At 62.7% G+C, this 17,574-nt stretch carries 18 protein-coding genes and 1 riboswitch; of the genes, 5 read left to right on the forward strand and 13 right to left on the reverse strand.

Going from position 1 to position 17,574, the window contains the following annotated elements:
* Positions 1 to 9 precede the first annotated feature (9 nt).
* The 11 genes from ACFJIU_RS20035 to ACFJIU_RS20085 all read right to left on the reverse strand — a co-directional run bounded on the left by ACFJIU_RS20035 (position 10) and on the right by ACFJIU_RS20085 (position 11,457).
* Positions 10 to 846, reverse strand: a complete 837-nt coding sequence (locus tag ACFJIU_RS20035; RefSeq protein ID WP_379073175.1) for a hydroxymethylpyrimidine/phosphomethylpyrimidine kinase — start codon at positions 844 to 846, stop codon at positions 10 to 12.
* Positions 837 to 1,442, reverse strand: coding sequence for a thiamine phosphate synthase (locus ACFJIU_RS20040; protein ID WP_379062835.1), 606 nt, complete (start codon positions 1,440 to 1,442; stop codon positions 837 to 839). Before ACFJIU_RS20040 ends, ACFJIU_RS20035 begins: the two co-directional genes overlap by 10 nt.
* Positions 1,439 to 2,212 (reverse strand): thiazole synthase, encoded by a 774-nt coding sequence (locus tag ACFJIU_RS20045; RefSeq protein WP_379062836.1) that lies wholly within the window; start codon positions 2,210 to 2,212, stop codon positions 1,439 to 1,441. The genes ACFJIU_RS20040 and ACFJIU_RS20045 overlap by 4 nt, the downstream gene beginning before the upstream one ends.
* Positions 2,213 to 2,216: 4 nt before the next feature.
* A complete protein-coding gene (gene thiS / locus ACFJIU_RS20050; protein ID WP_379062838.1) occupies positions 2,217 to 2,414 on the reverse strand; it encodes a sulfur carrier protein ThiS in 198 nt (65 codons plus the stop codon).
* Complete coding sequence (gene thiO, locus ACFJIU_RS20055; RefSeq protein WP_379062840.1) at positions 2,398 to 3,381, reverse strand: glycine oxidase ThiO; 984 nt, start codon at positions 3,379 to 3,381, stop codon at positions 2,398 to 2,400. Before thiO ends, thiS begins: the two co-directional genes overlap by 17 nt.
* The gene (gene thiC / locus ACFJIU_RS20060; RefSeq protein ID WP_379062842.1) at positions 3,378 to 5,234 is read right to left on the reverse strand and encodes a phosphomethylpyrimidine synthase ThiC; all 1,857 of its coding nucleotides are present in this window, start codon (positions 5,232 to 5,234) and stop codon (positions 3,378 to 3,380) included. The genes thiO and thiC overlap by 4 nt, the downstream gene beginning before the upstream one ends.
* A 113-nt stretch (positions 5,235 to 5,347) precedes the next feature.
* A riboswitch (TPP riboswitch) is annotated at positions 5,348 to 5,459 on the reverse strand.
* Between the two features lie 183 nt (positions 5,460 to 5,642).
* Positions 5,643 to 6,731 carry an ABC transporter ATP-binding protein gene (locus ACFJIU_RS20065; RefSeq protein ID WP_379062844.1) on the reverse strand — a complete coding sequence of 363 codons (1,089 nt, stop codon included), beginning with the start codon at positions 6,729 to 6,731 and terminating at the stop codon, positions 5,643 to 5,645.
* Between the two features lie 54 nt (positions 6,732 to 6,785).
* Positions 6,786 to 8,135: an alpha-glucosidase/alpha-galactosidase gene (locus ACFJIU_RS20070; RefSeq protein ID WP_379062846.1), complete on the reverse strand. Its 1,350-nt coding sequence runs from the start codon at positions 8,133 to 8,135 to the stop codon at positions 6,786 to 6,788.
* Between the two features lie 181 nt (positions 8,136 to 8,316).
* Complete coding sequence (locus ACFJIU_RS20075) at positions 8,317 to 9,633, reverse strand: ABC transporter substrate-binding protein (protein WP_379062848.1); 1,317 nt, start codon at positions 9,631 to 9,633, stop codon at positions 8,317 to 8,319.
* A 37-nt stretch (positions 9,634 to 9,670) separates the two neighbouring features.
* A complete protein-coding gene (locus ACFJIU_RS20080; RefSeq protein WP_379062850.1) occupies positions 9,671 to 10,543 on the reverse strand; it encodes a carbohydrate ABC transporter permease in 873 nt (290 codons plus the stop codon).
* 8 nt (positions 10,544 to 10,551) lie between these two features.
* Positions 10,552 to 11,457, reverse strand: coding sequence for a carbohydrate ABC transporter permease (locus tag ACFJIU_RS20085; RefSeq protein ID WP_379062852.1), 906 nt, complete (start codon positions 11,455 to 11,457; stop codon positions 10,552 to 10,554).
* 191 nt (positions 11,458 to 11,648) lie between these two features.
* On the opposite strand from ACFJIU_RS20085, the gene ACFJIU_RS20090 reads away from it, so the two are divergent.
* On the forward strand, positions 11,649 to 12,680 hold the full coding sequence (locus ACFJIU_RS20090) for a LacI family DNA-binding transcriptional regulator (RefSeq protein ID WP_379062854.1): 1,032 nt from the start codon (positions 11,649 to 11,651) through the stop codon (positions 12,678 to 12,680).
* A gap of 115 nt (positions 12,681 to 12,795) precedes the next feature.
* Here ACFJIU_RS20090 and ACFJIU_RS20095 read toward each other — a convergent pair whose 3' ends face one another.
* Together ACFJIU_RS20095 and ACFJIU_RS20100 are read right to left on the reverse strand one after the other, a co-directional pair.
* A complete protein-coding gene (locus ACFJIU_RS20095) occupies positions 12,796 to 12,936 on the reverse strand; it encodes a hypothetical protein (RefSeq protein WP_165358046.1) in 141 nt (46 codons plus the stop codon).
* Positions 12,937 to 13,108: 172 nt separating this feature from the next.
* Positions 13,109 to 13,462, reverse strand: a complete 354-nt coding sequence (locus tag ACFJIU_RS20100; RefSeq protein ID WP_379062856.1) for a hypothetical protein — start codon at positions 13,460 to 13,462, stop codon at positions 13,109 to 13,111.
* A gap of 174 nt (positions 13,463 to 13,636) precedes the next feature.
* Here ACFJIU_RS20100 and ACFJIU_RS20105 point away from each other — a divergent pair, with 174 nt between their 5' ends.
* From ACFJIU_RS20105 to ACFJIU_RS20120, 4 genes are all read left to right on the forward strand, one after another.
* Complete coding sequence (locus ACFJIU_RS20105) at positions 13,637 to 14,791, forward strand: porin (RefSeq protein WP_379062858.1); 1,155 nt, start codon at positions 13,637 to 13,639, stop codon at positions 14,789 to 14,791.
* Positions 14,792 to 15,449: 658 nt separating this feature from the next.
* Positions 15,450 to 15,902, forward strand: coding sequence for a MarR family winged helix-turn-helix transcriptional regulator (locus ACFJIU_RS20110; protein ID WP_379062860.1), 453 nt, complete (start codon positions 15,450 to 15,452; stop codon positions 15,900 to 15,902).
* 153 nt (positions 15,903 to 16,055) lie between these two features.
* Positions 16,056 to 17,162, forward strand: a complete 1,107-nt coding sequence (locus ACFJIU_RS20115) for a calcium:proton antiporter (RefSeq protein WP_379062861.1) — start codon at positions 16,056 to 16,058, stop codon at positions 17,160 to 17,162.
* Positions 17,163 to 17,165: 3 nt separating this feature from the next.
* Positions 17,166 to 17,507, forward strand: coding sequence for a hypothetical protein (locus ACFJIU_RS20120; RefSeq protein ID WP_379062863.1), 342 nt, complete (start codon positions 17,166 to 17,168; stop codon positions 17,505 to 17,507).
* Positions 17,508 to 17,574 lie beyond the last annotated feature (67 nt).

The raw sequence follows: 17,574 nt of genomic DNA on the forward strand, positions 1-17,574 counted from the left end.
CGCATCGCCTCATTTCTTCCAGCACCCCTCATCCGTCTCGGCGCTGCGCGCCGAGCCACCTTCTCCCTCAAGGGGAGAAGGGAAGTCGCGCGGCATCGCCTCGCTTAACTTCCCGAAAACATGATCCTTGGCCCTGCCGATTGCCGCATCCAGATCATCACCCAAGGCCAGCCCGGCAGCGATGGCGCTGGCCAGCATGCAGCCGGTACCGCGCATGCCGACATCGAGGCGCGGTGCCTCGAAGCGTGACGGTTTCTGGCCAGCGCGCAGAAGCAGGTCGACTGAACGATCGCCTTCGGCATGACCGCCCTTGACCAGCAAGGCTGCCACGCCGCTTTCGAACAGCGACCCTGCTTGTCCAATGATGCCCGCCTCGTCTGTCGCAACCGGTTTGCCGCTCAGCAGCGCCAGTTCAGGCAGATTGGGCGTGACGAGCGTGCACAGTGGCATCAGCCGGCGTTTCAGCACCTCGACCGCATCCATTGGCAGCAGCGCGCGGCCTGATGTCGAGGCCAGGACAGGATCGAGTACCACCGGCAGCGGCAGGCGGCTGGCCAATACGGAAGCAACGGTGGTTACGGCATCCACACTGCCCAGCATGCCGATCTTGACCGCTGCCATCGCGTTGGAAGCAAAGGCGGCGCACATTTGCGCGGCGATCAGGTCCGGCGGCATCTGCTCGACCCGCTCGACGGCGCCGTGGGTCTGCACGGTCACGGCGGTGACCGTGAGGCAGGCGCGCAGGCCGAACGTCGCGACCGTCTCGACGTCGCGCGCAATGCCGGCGCCGCCGCTGGAGTCCGTACCGGCGACGACCAGCACATGCCGGTCGGGCGTCACCGCCATGATGCCGTGGCCGCCAGCCATTCGCGGGTACGCGCCTCCGGATCGGCATTGCGGGTGATGTCGGTGACGACGGCGGCACTGTCGGCACCTTGCGCGAAGACACCCGGGATGCGCTCGACGGTCAATCCGCCGATGGCGACGAGGGGCAATTCACCCGCCCGGCGTTTCCATTCGGCAATGCGGTCGAGGCCTTGCGGTGCCCATTTCATGGCCTTCAGGATGGTTGGATAGACCGGGCCCAGCGCGACATAGTCGGGCCCGGCCGCCAGCGCGGTTTCCAGTTCAAGATGATCGTGCGTGCTCAAGCCCAGTTTCAACCCGGCCCGGCGGATCGCCCCGACATCGGCTTCGGCCAGATCCTCCTGGCCGAGATGGACGAAGTCGCAGCCCTCGTCGATGGCGAGTCGCCAGTAGTCGTTGACGACGAGCTGGCAGCCATGGCGTTCGCAGATTGCCCTGGCGGCACGGATTTCGGCGCGTAGCGCCTCGGCGGGCATGTCCTTGACGCGCAGTTGCAACAGCTTCACGCCAAGCGGCACCAGCCGCTCGATCCAGGCGGCGGAATCGACGATGAGGTAGAACGGGTCGAGTTTCATGAGAAGGCTGCCAAGCCGATGACGGGGGTGGAGGGAACGGCCATGTCGCGCGGTTCGAGCGGACCGGCAAGGCACGCTTCCCGCCCTGCCTCGATCGCCTTGCCGAAGGCGCCGGCCATCGCCACCGGATCGCCCGCCCTGGCGACGGCGGTGTTGAGCAGCACGGCGTCGTAGCCGAGTTCCATGACTTCGGCCGCGTGCGACGGGCGACCGATGCCGGCATCGACGATCAGCGGCACATTTGGGAAATGCCCGCGTAGCGAGCGCAGTGCATCGACATTCTGCGGCCCGCGCGCCGAACCGATCGGCGCGCACCACGGCATCAGCAGTCTGCAGCCGGCTTCCAGCAATCGTTCGGCCACGACCAGGTCGTCGGTAGTGTAGGGAAACACCTCGAAGCCATCATCGCTCAGGATGCGTGCCGCCTCGACCAGGCCGAACACATCCGGCTGCAAGGTGTCGTGGTTGCCGATGACCTCCAGTTTGATCCAGTTGGTTGCAAAGACCTCGCGCGCCATCTGCGCCGTGGTGACGGCCTCCTTCACCGAGTGACAGCCGGCGGTGTTGGGCAGCACGCGCACGCCGAGTGACTGGATCAGCGACCAGAACTGCCCGCCGGTCCTGCCGCCGGCGCTTTCGCGACGCAGCGACACCGTCACGATCTCGGTCTTCGCAGCCTTGACCGCATCGGCCATGATCGCCGGCGACGGATAAAGTGCGGTGCCAAGCAGCAGGCGCGACGAGAACTGCTGTCCATAGAGTTCGAGCATGGCTTCACCCTCCTTTCATCGGCGACAGGATTTCGATGCAATCGCCATCGGCGATCCGGCAGGTCTCGCGTTCCCTCGCCGGCACCACTTCGCCGTTGAGCGCCGTTGCCAGCCAGCCGCCTGCATAGTCGAGTTCGGCGAGCAGGCCCGCCAGCGTGCCGGCGTCGACCTCGCGGCTTTCGCCGTTAATGATGAGCCGCATCGGCAAGCTCCCTTTGCGAATTGAAGATCAGTTCGGACGCCTGCCGTGCCATTGCCGGCGCCAGCAGAAAGCCGTGGCGGTAGAGGCCGTTGATCGAGACCCGGTTTGCGTCGCGGCTGACGCGCGGCAGGTTATCGGCGAAGGCTGGACGCACGCCGACACCGGCCTCGACGATCTCGGCTTCGCCGAAAGCCGGGTGCAGCGCGTAGGCGGCGCCGAGCAGTTCCATCATCGAACGCGCGGTGACCGGTTCATTGGCGTCGCTTTCGATCATCGTCGCGCCGACCATGAACAGGTGATCGGCGCGCGGCACGACATAGACGGGGAAGCGCGGGTGCAGCAGCCGGACGGGGCGCGCCAGCGAGACATCGGGCGCATGCAGCAGGAGCATCTCGCCGCGCACGCCGCGCAGTCCCGGGACGCTTGCTGCGATGCCGGTGCAGTCGGCCTCGATGTCGACGGTTTCCGGAACCCGCACCGCGCCATAGCCGAATTCGAAGCGCACGCCCATGCCGACCAGCCTGTCCTTGAGCGCAATCAGGGCACGACGAGGATCGAGATGCGCTTCCTCGCCGAAGAACAGCCCGCGCCGGAACCGGCCGGCAAGATCCGGTTCGAGTGCGGCAACGGCCTCTTCGCCGATCGCCGAAAACCCGGCCGTGCGTCGCGCGAAACGGTCGAGCTCGCCCGCGTCCCGCGCCGGAGCCACCACCAGCGTGCCGGCGCGCACGACATGCCCCGGCAGCACGGCATCCCACCAGTCGAGCGCCAGGCGGCCGAGCGTCACGACCGCCTCCTCCGCGCTCTCGCGCTCGCACCAGGGCGCCAGCATGCCGCCGGCAGCCCAGGACGCGCTGCCGGCAAGGCGATGCCGCTTTTCGATGACGGTGACGTCGGCGCCACGCGACGCCAGCTCGAGGGCCAGCGTCAGCCCGGCGACGCCGGCTCCCTTGACCAGCGCTTTCATGGCTGGTCGGCCCCCGCCTCCGATGCTTCGAAGGAAGCAGCCACATCGACGGTGTCGACGGAATCGAGCGGCAGGTAGAGATCGCCACCGACGCGGAACTTTTCCGCCATCGCCGCCATGCCCTCCTTCTGCGCTTCGGCACGGATGTCGTGGGAGATGCGCATGGAGCAGAATTTCGGCCCGCACATGGAGCAGAAATGCGCCACCTTGTGCGCTTCCTTGGGCAAGGTCTCGTCGTGGAACGCACGCGCGGTTTCGGGATCGAGCGAGAGGTTGAACTGATCCTCCCAGCGGAACTCGAAGCGTGCGCGTGACAGAGCGTCGTCCCTAACCTTGGCGGCGGGATGGCCCTTGGCGAGGTCGGCGGCGTGGGCGGCGATCTTGTAGGTGATGACGCCGACCTTCACGTCGTTGCGGTCGGGCAGGCCGAGATGCTCCTTCGGCGTCACGTAGCAGAGCATGGCGGTGCCGAACCAGCCGATCATCGCGGCGCCGATGCCGCTGGTAATGTGGTCGTAGCCCGGCGCGATGTCCGTGGTGAGCGGCCCGAGCGTGTAGAATGGCGCCTCACCGCAGACGGCGAGCTGCTTGTCCATGTTCTCCTTGATCTTGTGCATCGGCACATGGCCGGGACCTTCGATCATCACCTGGCAATCCCTGGCCCAGGCGATCTGCGTCAACTCGCCCAGCGTCTCCAACTCGGCGAACTGCGCCGCATCGTTGGCGTCGGCGATCGAGCCTGGCCGCAGCCCGTCGCCCAGCGAGAACGACACGTCATAGGCGCGACAGATATCGCAGATCTCCTCGAAGTGCTCGTAGAGGAAGCTTTCCCTGTGATGGTAGAGGCACCACTTGGCCATGATCGAGCCGCCGCGGCTGACGATGCCGGTGACGCGGTCGACGGTGAGCGGAATGTAGGGCAGCCGCACGCCGGCATGGATGGTGAAATAATCCACCCCCTGCTCCGCCTGCTCGATCAGCGTGTCGCGAAACACCTCCCAGCTGAGGTCCTCGGCAACGCCGCCGACCTTTTCCAGTGCCTGGTAGAGCGGCACGGTGCCGATCGGCACCGGTGAATTGCGCAGGATCCAGTCGCGGATGTTGTGGATGTTGCGGCCGGTGGAAAGGTCCATCACCGTGTCGGCGCCCCAGCGGGTCGCCCAGACCATCTTTTCCACTTCCTCGGCCATGGACGAGGTGACGGCCGAGTTGCCGATGTTGGCGTTGATCTTGACCAGGAAATTGCGGCCGATGATCATCGGCTCGGCTTCCGGATGGTTGATGTTGGCCGGGATGATGGCGCGACCACGCGCCACCTCGTCGCGCACGAATTCCGGCGTGACATAGTCGGGAACCGCCGCGCCGAAACTCTCGCCGTCGCGCTGCAGTTTGGTGTGCACCGCCTGGCGGCCGAGGTTCTCGCGGATGGCGATGAATTCCATTTCCGGCGTGATGATGCCGGCGCGCGCATAAGCGAGCTGGGTGACGGCGCGTCCGTCCCTGGCCCGGAACGGCTGGTTGCGCACCGGGAATTCCGGCGTCAGCCGCTCGCCGGAGACGAAGCCATTGTCCTCCGGCTTGACCAGGCGGCCCTCGTAGCGCTCGACATCGCCGCGCGCCACGACCCATTCCTCGCGCAGGCGCGGCAGGCCGCGCTCGATATCGGTCTGCACGCTGATGTCGGTGTAGGGGCCGGAGGAATCATAGACCGTGACGGGTGGCTCGCCGGCGGTGGGATGCACGGAAATTTCGCGCATCGGCACGCGCAGGCCGGGATGGATGACGCCCGGCTTGTAGACCTTGCGCGATGCCGGCAATTCGCCAACGGTGACGGTCGGGGTATGGATATTCATGAGCGAGCCTCCTCGAGTGACGGAGACCCAGTTCGCGCATGAGGAGGAAGTGGCGCTTCGCTGAATGAAATACGGGCATTCTTGCCCGAAACCGAAGCCGAAAAATGCCGGCCCGCGAAGTGTTCCCACCGTCCCTACGCCAGTATGAACTGGATCAGGTTCAACGGGTCACTGCGCGTTACAGCAGTATCTCAGCCCCTTGTCGGGACCCCCCTGGTGAGCCTCAAGGGTGGACCTCAAGCAGGCTTTTTGTCAACAGGGGTTTGAGCAGAAGGCAAGAGGACGCCAGCGCTGGACGCCCTCGGCCTTTGCGCGAAATGCGATCAGCTGAACCGGCGTTCCGCTCCATTTCCTTGTTTTGTCGTGCGATCTCAATCCGAAAGGTCTGCTACTTTTCGAGATCGTGCCCTAGGGCAAACGAAGGTTGTTTCCCTGCGCATCGAACACGTGCGGGGCTGTGGAAAAGGACAGCGGCAGCGTGTCGCCGGAACGAACCGCCGTGCGCTCCTGCGCCGGCACGATCAGCGCGGTGCCGTCCGGGGCCACGGCATAGATGAGCGTGGACCCGCCCAGATTTTCGGTGATTTCCACCCTGGCGCTGAACACCGGATTCGCGGCATCGATCCTGATGGCTTCCGGACGCAGGCCGAGCGTGACCTGGCTGCCCGTTTCCAGCGGCCGTGCAAACGGCCCGGGAATGGATTGCGGTCGCGAGAAAGCCGGGCAAGCGACCTGCATCCCATCCGCCGAAATGCTTTCCACCTTGCCGGACAACAGGGTCATTCGCGGGCTGCCTATGAAGCCGGCAACGAAGAGATTGGCCGGATTGTCGTAGAGGTCGATGGGGGTGCCGATCTGTTCCACCAGGCCGCCACGCAGGACGACAATCCTGTCCGCGAGCGTCATGGCCTCGACCTGATCGTGCGTGACGTAGATCATGGTCGCCCCGATCTCGCGATGGATCTTGGCGATCTCGACACGCATCTGGGTGCGCAGCTCGGCGTCCAGATTGGAGAGAGGCTCGTCGAACAGGAATATCTTGGGCTTGCGCACGATGGCGCGGCCGATGGCGACACGCTGGCGCTGGCCGCCGGAGAGTTGCTTCGGCCTGCGGTCGAGCAGCGGCTCGATCTGCAGGATGCGGGCGGCCTCCGCGACACGCGCCTTGATCTCGGCCTTCGGCACCTTGTTGATCTGCATGCCGAAGGCGATGTTGTCGAAGACCGACATGTGCGGGAACAGCGCGTAGGACTGGAACACCATCGCGACATGGCGATCGGCCGGATCGGCATGGGTCAGATCCTCGCCGTCGATCGAGATCGTGCCCTCGCTGGTCTCCTCGAGGCCGGCGATCATGCGAAGCAGGGTCGACTTGCCGCAACCCGAGGGGCCGACGAAGACGACGAACTCACCCTTCCCGGCCTCGATCGACACTCCCTTGACGACCTGAAGGGAGCCGAACTGCTTGGTGACGTGATCGATCCTGAGAAAGGTCATGGGGTCGAACTGCTGCTCCGGTTGTTTTGCGAATTGCCCGCGATGCGGCGCCGCTCAGCCGCGTGCCCATGCGGGCAGCCAATCGCCATGCGCCGCGATCAGCCTGTCGACGAGGGTCCATATCTGGTCGAGATCGAGCTCGGCCGCGGTGTGCGGATCCATCATCGCCGCATGGTAGATATGGTCGCGGTTTTCGGTCGTCAGCGCCCGGACGGTGAGTTCCTGCACGTTGATGTTGGTGCGGATGAGCGCCGTCAGTTGTGGCGGCAGATCGCCGACGACGGTTGGCTGGATACCGTTTGCATCGACGAGGCAAGGCACTTCCGCGACACAATTGGCCGGCAGCGAAGTGATCGAGCCGTTGTTGCGCTGATTGCCGTAGATGATCGACGGCTCGCCGGTCCAGACCGAATTCATGATCGAGGAGGCGTATTCGTGGCTCTCCTTGATGTCGATCGTGCCGGCGCCTTTCAATGTCTTGGATTCCTCCTTCCAGCGGGCGATCTGCTCGACACAGCGTTTCGGATATTCATCGAGCGGGATGCCGAATTTCTCGATGAGGTCGGCACGGCCGTCCTTGATGAAATAGGGCGTGTATTCCGCGAAGTGCTCGGAGCTTTCGGTGACGAAATAGCCGAGCCGCGTCAGCATTTCATAGCGGACCCTGTTCGGACAGCGCGGGTTCCAGTGGCTTGGTTTCGGGAAGCGCCCTTCGCGATAGCCCTGCACGAGGTCGGGATAGAGGTTGCGATGGCTGCCGTCCGCCTGGCGATGTTCGAAGGTGAGGAAGAACGCCATGTGGTTGATGCCCGCGGCGCGGTAGCGGATTTCCGAAACCGGGATATCGAGATCGCGCGCCAGTTCATAGGCAGTGCCCTGAACGGAATGGCACAGCCCCACCTGCCGGATCGAAGGATATTTCTCGGCGATCGCCCATGTGTTGATCGCCATCGGATTCACATATTGCAGCAGGATCGCGTCGGGGCAGACCTGCAGCATGTCCTCGCAGATGGCCCACAGATGCGGCACGGTGCGCAGGCCGCGCATGATGCCACCGACGCCGAGCGTGTCGGCGATGGTCTGGCGCAGGCCGAATTGCCTGGGGACCTCAAAGTCGGTCACGGTGCAAGGTTCGTAGCCGCCGATCTGGAAGGCGACGACGACGAAATCCGCCCCTTCCAGGGCCTTGCGCTGGTTGGAGTGAGTTTCAATGGTCGCATTGGCGCCAAGCGCCTGCACGAGCTTGCCGGCGACGACCTCGCTTTCCTGCAGCCGCTCGGGATTGATGTCCATCAGCGCGATCACAGCATTCTTGAGCGCGGGGCGATACAGCACATCGCCGATGATGTTCTTCATGAAAACGGTGGAGCCGGCTCCGATGAACGTGATCTTTGGGCGTCGCATTGCGGGTTCTCGATAAGATGAGGGGGATTGTGAAGGGTCCTCCGGCGTCCGGAAAGAACGCCGGAGGAAGATCCTGCCGCGGGAGGAAGCGCGTCAGGAGTTGGAGGCTCGGTACCGGTCCGGCTTCATTGTCGGAGCGTGATCTTATCCGAAAACCGGGTTCCACTTTTCGGGATCACGCTCAGAGCATGCCATTCGCCTGGTCGTTGGCTTCCTTGAGGACGGCCGCCGGATCGCCCTTGCCAAGCAGGATGTTCTCGATGGCCGTCGTCAGGATCGCCGAAATCTCCGAGGCGCGATCCGAGATGGGGAACGGGAAAGTGGTTTCCGGCGTTGCCAGTTGGACGAAGGCAGACACATCAAGTCCCTTTGCCTTATGGGCTTCCTCGGCCGCTTTTGCTGCTTCGGGACGAGCCGGGAAAACGACCCCGGATTTGCCGACGATGGTCTGGCAGTCCGATCCGCCGAGATATTTCACCCATTTCCAGGCTTCGTCCTTGTGCTGGGATCCGGACCAGATGCTGTCGGACAGACCGTTGAACATCGAGCGGCGGCCTTCAGGCCCCTGCGGCAGCGGCGCAAAGCCGAACTCGGCCTTGGAGGTGTCGCGATAGGAGGAGACGTTCCACGAGCCATCCGGAACGATGGCGGCCTTGCCAGCCGCGAAGATCGCGGTCGCGTTCAGCCTGCCGGTCTGTTCCTGGCTGAGCGCGTAGCCCTTCTTCAAGGCCAGGTCGCGCATCCAGGTCAGCGTTTCGACAAGCGCCGGGCTGTCATAACCATATTGTTTGCCCCACGGCTTATCGATCGGCTTGAAGCCGTCGGAGACAGCCAGGAAGCTCCATTGCGTCTGGCCGTAGCCATCCACAGTGTTGGTTGCCCAGCCATAGACGGCAACCCTGGACTTGTCGAAACCGGCTTCGTTACCGCGCTTGCCGTTCTGGTCCACGCTGAGGCGCGCAACGACCTTTTCGAGGGAACCGCCGTCTTTCGGGTTCCAGGTGAGGTTCCTGAGCTCCTCCTCGCTGACACCGGCATCAGCGACCATCTTCTTGTTGTAGACGAGGGCAATCGTGTCCCAGTCCTTCGGCAGACCGTATTGCCGGTCGTCCTTGTTCCAGCTTTCGGCGAGACCGGGCAGATAGGCCTTCATGTCAACCTTGTCGGCCGCGATGCGGTCCGACAGGTCATCCATCACCCCGTTCGCCAGGAATTCCGGGAAACGGCTGAGATGGTTGACGAACACGTCCGGCGCGGTGCCGGCGACAAAGGACGTGCTCAGCGTGGTCCAGTAATTGTCCCAGCTGTCTTGCTTGATGTTGATCTTGATGCCGGGATTTTCAGCCTCGAACCTGTCCGCGCACTGGCGATAGACGGGCGCCTGGTTGGCGTCCCACATGGCATAGTTCAGGGTCACGTCCTCTGCCCGGGCAAACGAGGGTGCGAGCGTAGTCAACGCGGTTGCGGCGGCAAGAACGCCTGTCAGGTTTTTTCTCATTGTCTCTCCTCCACTTTATGACCTCACGACTGGCCGGCTATTTCAGGCCGCTCGTCTGGAGCGACTCCACGATCTGCCGGCCGAAAATGATGAGCATGGCGATGACGGGCAGGATCGACAGCATGATCGCCGCCATCAGCCCGCTCCAGTCTGGATTGCCCCTGCCCGTCTGGCTCATGAAATCCGACAGCGCGACCGCCATGACGCGAACGCCGGGATCGCGCCCGACCAGGAAGGGCCAGAAGAACTCGTTCCAGGAATTGATCGACAAAAGGATCGCCAGCGTGGCGATCGGCCCCTTCTGGATCGGCAGTGCGATGCGCCAGAAGATCTGAAACTGGGAAGCCCCTTCCAGCCGCGCCGCTTCATCGAGTTCCTTCGGCGCCGACAGGAAGAACTGGCGCAGGAAAAACACCGCAAAGGGCGTCATCAGGATCGTCGGGGCAACCAGCCCGGCAAAGCTGTTCAGGAGACCGAGCTGCTTGATGAGGACGAAGTTCGGGATGAACAGCACCACGCTGGGGATGATGGTGGCGGCCAGGAAAGCGAAGAACAGCTTGTTGCGGCCCGGGAAATTCATGCGGGCAAAGGCGTAGCCGGCGAGCGCCGAAAAGAAGATCTGCCCCGTGACCGTGAGCGCGGTGTAGATGACGCTGTTTCGCAACGCCAGCATGAAGTCGATCGGCGAGGCACGGAAGGCCGACAGCTCGATCGTCGAGGGCAGGCCCATCACGCGCAGGAAGTTCCCGGGCGTGTAGGCGTTCGGCAGCAGGCTCGAAGCGCTGGTATAGACATCGGCCGGATAGGTGAGGCCGATCTTGAGCGCCATCCACAGCGGCAGCAACGATATGAAAACGAACAGGGCAAGGACGGGATAACCCAGGACGGCCTGCGGGGTGAGCTTCTTCATCGCAGGCCTCAATCCAGATCCGACTGATCTGCCCGCAACACCCGCATCTGCAGCAGCGTGATGAGGATCAGCGTGACAAACAGCACGACGGAAATCGCCGATGAGTACCCCATCTTGTTGAATTTGAAGGCATTCTCGTAGATGTACCAGAGAATGACGCGGGTCGAATTGGACGGTCCGCCCGCTGTCGCGACAGCGACGACGTCGAAGACCTGAAACGAACCGATGAGGCTGGTCACCACGACGAAGGCCAGCACCGGGCGCAGCAGCGGCAGGGTGATGCGCCGGAACATCGTCCACTCACCTGCCCCTTCAAGCCTGGCCGCCTCGTAGAGATGGGCGGGAATCGCCTGCAGGCCGGCATAGAACAGCAGCGCGGTCAGGCCCGTGTGCCGCCAGGTGGAGATGGCGGCCACCGACACCATCGCCTGATCCGGAGAGGCAAGAAATCCCTGCGGTCCGGCACCGAAGAAGGTGAGGAATGCGTTCACGAGCCCCAGGATCGGGTCCAGCATCATCATCCAGACCAGTGCTGCGACCACATTGGAAATCAGATAGGGCGCGATGATGATCGCCCGCAGCCAGACGGCACGCGCCAGCCGGTCCGAAAGCACTGCCAGCAGCAGCCCGAGCACGGTCTGCAGCGGAATGTTGTAGAGGACGTAGGCGAACGTCACCCTGGCCGAATGCCAGAAATTCGCGTCCGAAAGCAGCGTCGCATAATTGCCGAGCCCGACGAATTTCGGGGCGCGCATGAGGTTCCAGTCGGTCAGGCTGATCTCGACGGCGCGAAGTGTCGGCAACAGGTAGAAGATCAGGAAACCGAGAAACGCCGGGGCGACGAACAGATAGCCGACCAGGGCCTCCTTCCGCCGCCTCTGGCGTAGCGACACAGTCCTCGCACGTCCCGACATACGATCTCCACCAATCGATCATTACACGTGTTAGCCTCCATGAATTTTCATTCCTAACACGTGTTAGTAATGGATAATGATGAAAACCTGTTGTTGTCAAGCCGCGTCTGCGGTTGTAGGTCATGGCAAGGGCGAAGCGACTGAACGCGCTGATGAAAAATCAGCACGACACGAGCGGCCGGAGGCAGAAGATGAATTCCAGCCGTGTGACCAGTCATGACGTGGCGCGCCGCGCCGGCGTATCGCGTGCGACGGTGTCGCTGGTGCTGAACCGCTCGGAAAGCGTGGTCCTCAGCAAGGAAACCCGCGAACGCGTGATGCAGGCCGCGGCGGAACTCGGCTACAAGCCCAATTCAGCCGGGCGCATGCTGGTGAGCGGCCTGACCGAAACCATAGGGCTGGTGGTCTCGGATCCCTCGATCCTGCTGGTCGACCAGTATATTCCGCAGGTTCTCTACGGCATCGAAAAGGCCAACCGCGAAATGGGCTTCCATGTCCTGGTCGAGGGGCTGGAGGCCCATGGCAAAGGCGGCGCCTATGACAATCTGGTGGAATCGCGGCGCATCGACGGGCTGATCGTTGTCAACCCACGCGCCGGCGACGAAGCGCTGATCTCCCTGATCGACAAGAATTTCCCGGTCGTCCTCGTCGGCTCGGTACGCCACCCTTCAGAGGTCTCGGTAACCTTCAGCACGCGCGGGGCGATCAAGGCTGCCGTCGACCATGTCGCCGGCCTCGGCCACAAGCGGATCGGTGCCATAACCTTCTCTCCACGCGGTTTCGTGGCGACCGATGCGCGATTGAGAGCGCTCGAGCGCAGCCTGCAGGAGCATGGGCTTTCGCTGGACGACGATGCGGTGCAGGAGGGCGACTTCAGCGCCGAAAGCGGCCACGCCGCTGCAACCGCGCTGCTGCGGCGCCGCCCGGACATCACAGCGCTTTTTGCGGGCAACGACACGATTGCCATCGGCGTGCTCAACGCGGCACAGGAGATGGGCCGCCGCGTTCCGGACGACCTTTCCATTGTCGGCTTCGACGACCTGCCATTCGCGCGATGGCTGACGCCGCCCTTGACCACGATCAAGACGGAGGGCGTGCGGCAGGGAACGATCGCCGCCCAGATGCTGTTCGCGCGACTGAACCACCGGCCGCTGGAAAGCAACCGTGTACGGCTCGAGCCGGAACTGGTGGTGCGCCGTTCGACGGCGCCTGCACCATCATAGGATTTTCAGGAAAAATGCGCCGGAGCCTGCGAAGCCATCGGCTCGATCCAGGCACCGAAGCGCCTGGACGCACCACCGGCCATGCTTTCGGCCGGGAACGAGCCTGGAAGGCCGGTCAGTGCGAGGCGGAGACGACGCCGTAGCCGTCGACGGCGAGGTGGTTGTTGGCTGCGTCGGCCGAGTAGATACCGAGGCCGCAGATCACGATTGCGGACAGCATGAAGAAGGACAGAAGCGCTGCTTTCACGGAGGTCATCTCAAGTTGAGCCTTCTGTATTGTCCTGCAAAGGATCGGTTACGAATGTGTTGAAACGCACACTTCGTGGCGTTGTTTCCGCACATTCGCGTGTCTGGACGATGCTTGTTTCGGCTTGTGTGACGCTTGTGCCACAGTGGGACATCAGCGCCGGCAAGCCAGCCGCCGCCTTCTAGAAAATCGCGCCGACACAGGCCAAGCGCGAAATGCGCCATCCACAGCGGAATCCGGGCGGCGTGCCAAATTTGCCACGCGGACGTTGCGGAAGGTGTTCCCGGGCGCGTTGCAGGTGAGCGGAATCATTTGCCGCCCGCCCCTCACCACCAGCGCCGGCAAATCGCTGAAGCCAGCCTGCAACCTCCGCCGATGCGAAATCGAAATTGTTTCGGAGGCTGACTATGTCCATTTGAAATCGTTTCATTTGATGATCAACTAAAAGTAAACGCAAAACGAAATTAATATTCAAAACGAATTTGTCATGACAAACAAATAGATGCGAGACACCACAATATTGAAATCGTTTCATATGAAATCAATGCTTCGTTCGAGAACACGAATACGTGATCTCTCGTTGCTATTCGGCTACACAACAACTTAAGTGACGCCACGTAATATCATTCAATGACATTTGAGCTTAAAAATATTCGGGGTGCGAGATTGATCGTACGTACTCGGAACCCAGTATCGATAGGGGATTACAGTGAACATCAGAACGCTTCTTTTAGGTTCGACTGCGGCCTTGATTGCCGTTTCCGGCGCACGCGCCGCTGACGCGGTCGTCGTCGCCGAGCCGGAACCCGCTGAATACGTCAAGATCTGCGACGTCTACGGCGCCGGCTACTTCTACATCCCGGGCACCGAGACCTGCCTGCGTGTCGGCGGTTACGTCCGTTACGATGCCAGCCTCGGTGATCGCGGCACCTTCGACGGCGCCAAGACCAACGACCGTCTCAATGGCAAGGAACAGGATACCTGGGGCAAGAACACCCGCTTCACGCTGAAGACCTGGACCGGCCAGGAGACCGAACTCGGTACCCTGAAGACCTACACCGAGACCCGTTTCAACTTCGGCAACGACAACAGCAATGCCGATGCCCGCAACAAGAACGTCTCGCTGAACTTCGCCTGGATCCAGCTCGGCGGCCTGCGCGTCGGCAAGGACGAGTCGGCCTACGACACCTTCATCGGTTATGCCGGCAACGTCATCCAGGACACGATCGTTCCTTATGGCGAATTCGACACCAACCTGATCAGCTACACCTTCGACGCCGGCAACGGCTTCTCGGCGATCGTCTCGCTGGAACAGGGCTCGGGCAGCTACGACACCTTCGTCAAGGACGGGGCTGGCAACTGGGTTCCGGGCATCGTCGACAACACCATCGACAGCTACGCTCCGAACGTCGTGGTCGGCGCCAAGTACAGCCAGGGCTGGGGCGGCATCACCGGTGTCATCGCCTACAATCCGAGCTGGGAAGAATGGGCCGGCAAGGTGCGCCTCGACGTGAACGCAACCGACCAGATCGCTCTCTGGGTCATGGGCGGCTACGGCACGGACGACAATGCTGCCCGCACTTTCTACAAGCCGTGGGGTGGCAACTGGGCCGTCTGGGGCGGCGGCAGCTACAAGTTCAACGAGAAGACCACGTTCAACCTCCAGGCGTCGTATGACGAGCAGGAAAACCTGGGCATCGCCGCCAACGTCGCTTACCAGGTGGTTCAGGGCTTCACCGTCACGGCCGAAGTCGACTACCTCAACGAAGGCAAGCGCGGCGATTCCGACTGGCTCGGCGACTGGACCACGACGGACAAGAAGAGCAGCGTCGGCGGCATCCTCCGCTTCCAGCGCGACTTCTAGAGCAGTTCCAGGAAAACTGCCTGGCGGTTTTCCGTCCGGAATTGCGTAGCAAACGTTGGAGCCTTTCCGTGAAAAACGGAAAAGCTCCAGGACCTTCCTCCTTTAGCGGGTGCCGGTTTGACCTCCAGTCATTCGCTCTTTTTATCGAGGTGAGAAACCTCCCGGGATCGGCCCAGCCTGGGCCGATCCCATCAAAAGCTCCCGGCCCCCCGGTCCTCCCGGACCCGCACAGGCCGATTGAAACCAGGACCGCAGGTTGGGACATGCTGATGCCGTCGTCCCACGAGCAACTTCGCCTCGACCTTTCGGCGCAGACGACATCATCCATGATCCAGCTGAACCGCGGCCGCCACCCCTGTCGGCCGCGGTTCGGTTTTGGCTGCAAGAGGCGCCGTGGAATGTTGCAGGCGAATTCGGCCGTAACATTTCCGTGTTGCGGGAACTCCCTTTCCCTGCCTGCATTTTTCGTCTGCCGGATCGGGAACTCCGGCGAGGTCAACACCATCAAATGGAAGCGGGAGATCGATCAGTGAAGCATGCTGTGGGAGGGACCTCGCCCGTTCCCATTCGTGACGCAACGATCTCCTCGTCTTCCACGCCTCCCCGGAGGCTACCAGGGTGCCGCGACTTCAATGGGTGATATGCGGAAAAGTCGACAATGGAAGAACAGGATAGCCCCATCGCAATTTTCGAAGACATGGGGGAGATAGTCAGGCGCCTGCAAGACATCTACGAGATCGCACTGCAAGGTACGGGCCTCTCGCTGGAAGAAGGCGCGACGCTATACCGGATCGCGCATGGCGGCGCCAACAGCCAGAAGATGCTGGCCGACAAATTGCGGATCGAGACGCCAACCTTTGCCCGCCTGGCCAGAAGGCTGGAGATCCGTGGGCTGATCCGGCGTTTCGAGGACGACAGCGACCGTCGCGTGAAGCAGCTTTTCGTTACCACCGAAGGCATGTCGCTCGTCTCGAGGTTTACCGAGAAACTCGCCGCCGACACTGCCGAATTGCTGTCCTGTTTCGGCCGCGCCGAGCTGGAAGCCACGAAATCGGTCGTCAGGGACATCTCGACCAGCATCGGGGCCCTTGCCCGCGCCAGGGGACGATAATCCCGCGCCACCGGTATCTTCCCGATGTCACCCGGCCCTCCGGGACGGCGGCACTTTTGCGCCCCGGCCGGTCCGGGGCGAATGTACAGGCCGACACAGTTCCTCTACCTTCGCGGCCAGGACCCGCAATGATCTCCGGCGCTTAGGGAATACATGGCTCTCGATCACCATACCACGATACCGCTCTGGACCTGGGCAGCACCGGCGGCGGCGCTTGTGCTGGTTGCGCTGAAATATCTGGGACTGGTTTCAGACGACTCGATCCTGGTCATCATCCTTGCATCGATCGCCCTTGGCGCGTCGATCTTCGCGTCGGTGCACCATGCGGAGATCCTGGCGCTCAGGGTCGGCGAACCGATGGGCTCGATCATTCTTGCCGTCTGCGTGACGATCCTGGAGGTCGGGCTGATCGTCTCCATCATGCTTGCCGGCTCGGAGGGCAGCGAATCCGTCGCCCGCGACACGGTCTTCTCGGCGCTGATGATCGTCCTCAACTGCGTGATCGGACTGTGCCTGGTGTTTGGCGGCCGGCGCCACCACGAGCAGACTTTCCAGCTCAACGCGGCCTCCGCTTCGCTTGCCGTGCTGGGAACCCTGGCGATCAGCGTGCTGGTGCTGCCGAATTTCGTCTCGGCGGGTGGACCGCAGCAATTCTCGCCCGTCCAGCTGCTGGTGGTCAGCCTGGTGCTGCTGGCGCTCTACGCGGTCTTCGTCTTCATCCAGACGATCAAGCATCGCGATTATTTCATGGACGTTCCCGTCGGCGGGCAGGATCCCGACGAGGCGCCTCTCGAACCGCCGACATCCAGGGTGACCCTGGTCAGCGCGGTGATGCTGCCGCTGTCGCTGCTTGTCGTCATCCTGCTGGCGAAAGTGCTGTCGCACCCGCTGGAGAACCTCGTCGCCGCAGCCGGCCTGCCCCAGGCCGTCGTCGGCGTCATCATCGCCACGCTCGTGCTTTTGCCGGAAGGCATCGCCTCGGTTCGCGCCGCACTCCTGAACCGGCTGCAGAACAGCGTGAACCTGGTGCTTGGTTCGGCGCTCGCCAGCATCGGCATGACGATCCCGGTGGTGGCCGCCGTCGCCGTGCTGACCGACCGCAAGCTGATGCTCGGCCTCAGCCCCGCCGCCATGGTGCTTTTGCTGCTGACGCTGTTCGTCAGCACCATCACGCTCGGCACCGGACGCACCACCGTGCTGCAAGGCGCAGTGCATCTCGGCATCTTTGTCATCTTCCTGCTGATCACGGCGGTGCCGTAGCCGATGACGGAGCGCTACTTCCGCGATCGATACTCCATCGAAGGCACGCTGCTTTCGGCTGCAGCCGAACGAGATCAACGGATACTCAAAGCACTCGCGAGCGTCGACATGGCAGGTCGCCTGCATCATCTCGTTTCCGAGATTCCTGACCAGTTCGAAGATTTCTATACCGTCCTCATAGACGACCGGGAGGTCGTGTCGTTTGAACTTTCAAGGTCCGATCCGGCCGTTCTGGAAGATGTTCATCGCTACAGCGTAGCCTCGTATCGGGAAATGCTCGGGCAAGGCGAATCCCGCATCAGGTTCGATCGACTGCTGGAAGCAGCGAAGCACGGCGCGAACTGATCGCTGCCTTGCCCTTTGCCGGCGCCTGGTGTGCGGTTCGTCCGCCAGCCCCATGTTCGGGAACATC

Origin of the sequence: Mesorhizobium sp. UC74_2 (genome assembly GCF_042701485.1) — a bacterium.
Classification (GTDB): domain Bacteria; phylum Pseudomonadota; class Alphaproteobacteria; order Rhizobiales; family Rhizobiaceae; genus Mesorhizobium.

Excerpts from the sequence above, each read along its gene's own strand:
- thiO (WP_379062840.1), bottom strand. The coding sequence starts at position 3,381 with ATGAAAGCGCTGGTCAAGGGAGCCGGCGTCGCCGGGCTGACGCTGGCC.
- ACFJIU_RS20120 (WP_379062863.1), top strand. The coding sequence starts at position 17,166 with ATGACGGAGCGCTACTTCCGCGATCGATACTCCATCGAAGGCACGCTG.
- ACFJIU_RS20040 (WP_379062835.1), bottom strand. The coding sequence starts at position 1,442 with ATGAAACTCGACCCGTTCTACCTCATCGTCGATTCCGCCGCCTGGATC.
- ACFJIU_RS20065 (WP_379062844.1), bottom strand. The coding sequence starts at position 6,731 with ATGACCTTTCTCAGGATCGATCACGTCACCAAGCAGTTCGGCTCCCTT.
- ACFJIU_RS20115 (WP_379062861.1), top strand. The coding sequence starts at position 16,056 with ATGGCTCTCGATCACCATACCACGATACCGCTCTGGACCTGGGCAGCA.
- ACFJIU_RS20090 (WP_379062854.1), top strand. The coding sequence starts at position 11,649 with ATGAATTCCAGCCGTGTGACCAGTCATGACGTGGCGCGCCGCGCCGGC.
- ACFJIU_RS20080 (WP_379062850.1), bottom strand. The coding sequence starts at position 10,543 with ATGAAGAAGCTCACCCCGCAGGCCGTCCTGGGTTATCCCGTCCTTGCC.
- ACFJIU_RS20070 (WP_379062846.1), bottom strand. The coding sequence starts at position 8,135 with ATGCGACGCCCAAAGATCACGTTCATCGGAGCCGGCTCCACCGTTTTC.
- ACFJIU_RS20085 (WP_379062852.1), bottom strand. The coding sequence starts at position 11,457 with ATGTCGGGACGTGCGAGGACTGTGTCGCTACGCCAGAGGCGGCGGAAG.
- ACFJIU_RS20045 (WP_379062836.1), bottom strand. The coding sequence starts at position 2,212 with ATGCTCGAACTCTATGGACAGCAGTTCTCGTCGCGCCTGCTGCTTGGC.
- ACFJIU_RS20075 (WP_379062848.1), bottom strand. The coding sequence starts at position 9,633 with ATGAGAAAAAACCTGACAGGCGTTCTTGCCGCCGCAACCGCGTTGACT.
- ACFJIU_RS20100 (WP_379062856.1), bottom strand. The coding sequence starts at position 13,462 with ATGAAACGATTTCAATATTGTGGTGTCTCGCATCTATTTGTTTGTCAT.
- ACFJIU_RS20035 (WP_379073175.1), bottom strand. The coding sequence starts at position 846 with ATGGCGGTGACGCCCGACCGGCATGTGCTGGTCGTCGCCGGTACGGAC.
- thiS (WP_379062838.1), bottom strand. The coding sequence starts at position 2,414 with ATGCGGCTCATCATTAACGGCGAAAGCCGCGAGGTCGACGCCGGCACG.
- ACFJIU_RS20095 (WP_165358046.1), bottom strand. The coding sequence starts at position 12,936 with ATGACCTCCGTGAAAGCAGCGCTTCTGTCCTTCTTCATGCTGTCCGCA.
- ACFJIU_RS20110 (WP_379062860.1), top strand. The coding sequence starts at position 15,450 with ATGGAAGAACAGGATAGCCCCATCGCAATTTTCGAAGACATGGGGGAG.
- thiC (WP_379062842.1), bottom strand. The coding sequence starts at position 5,234 with ATGAATATCCATACCCCGACCGTCACCGTTGGCGAATTGCCGGCATCG.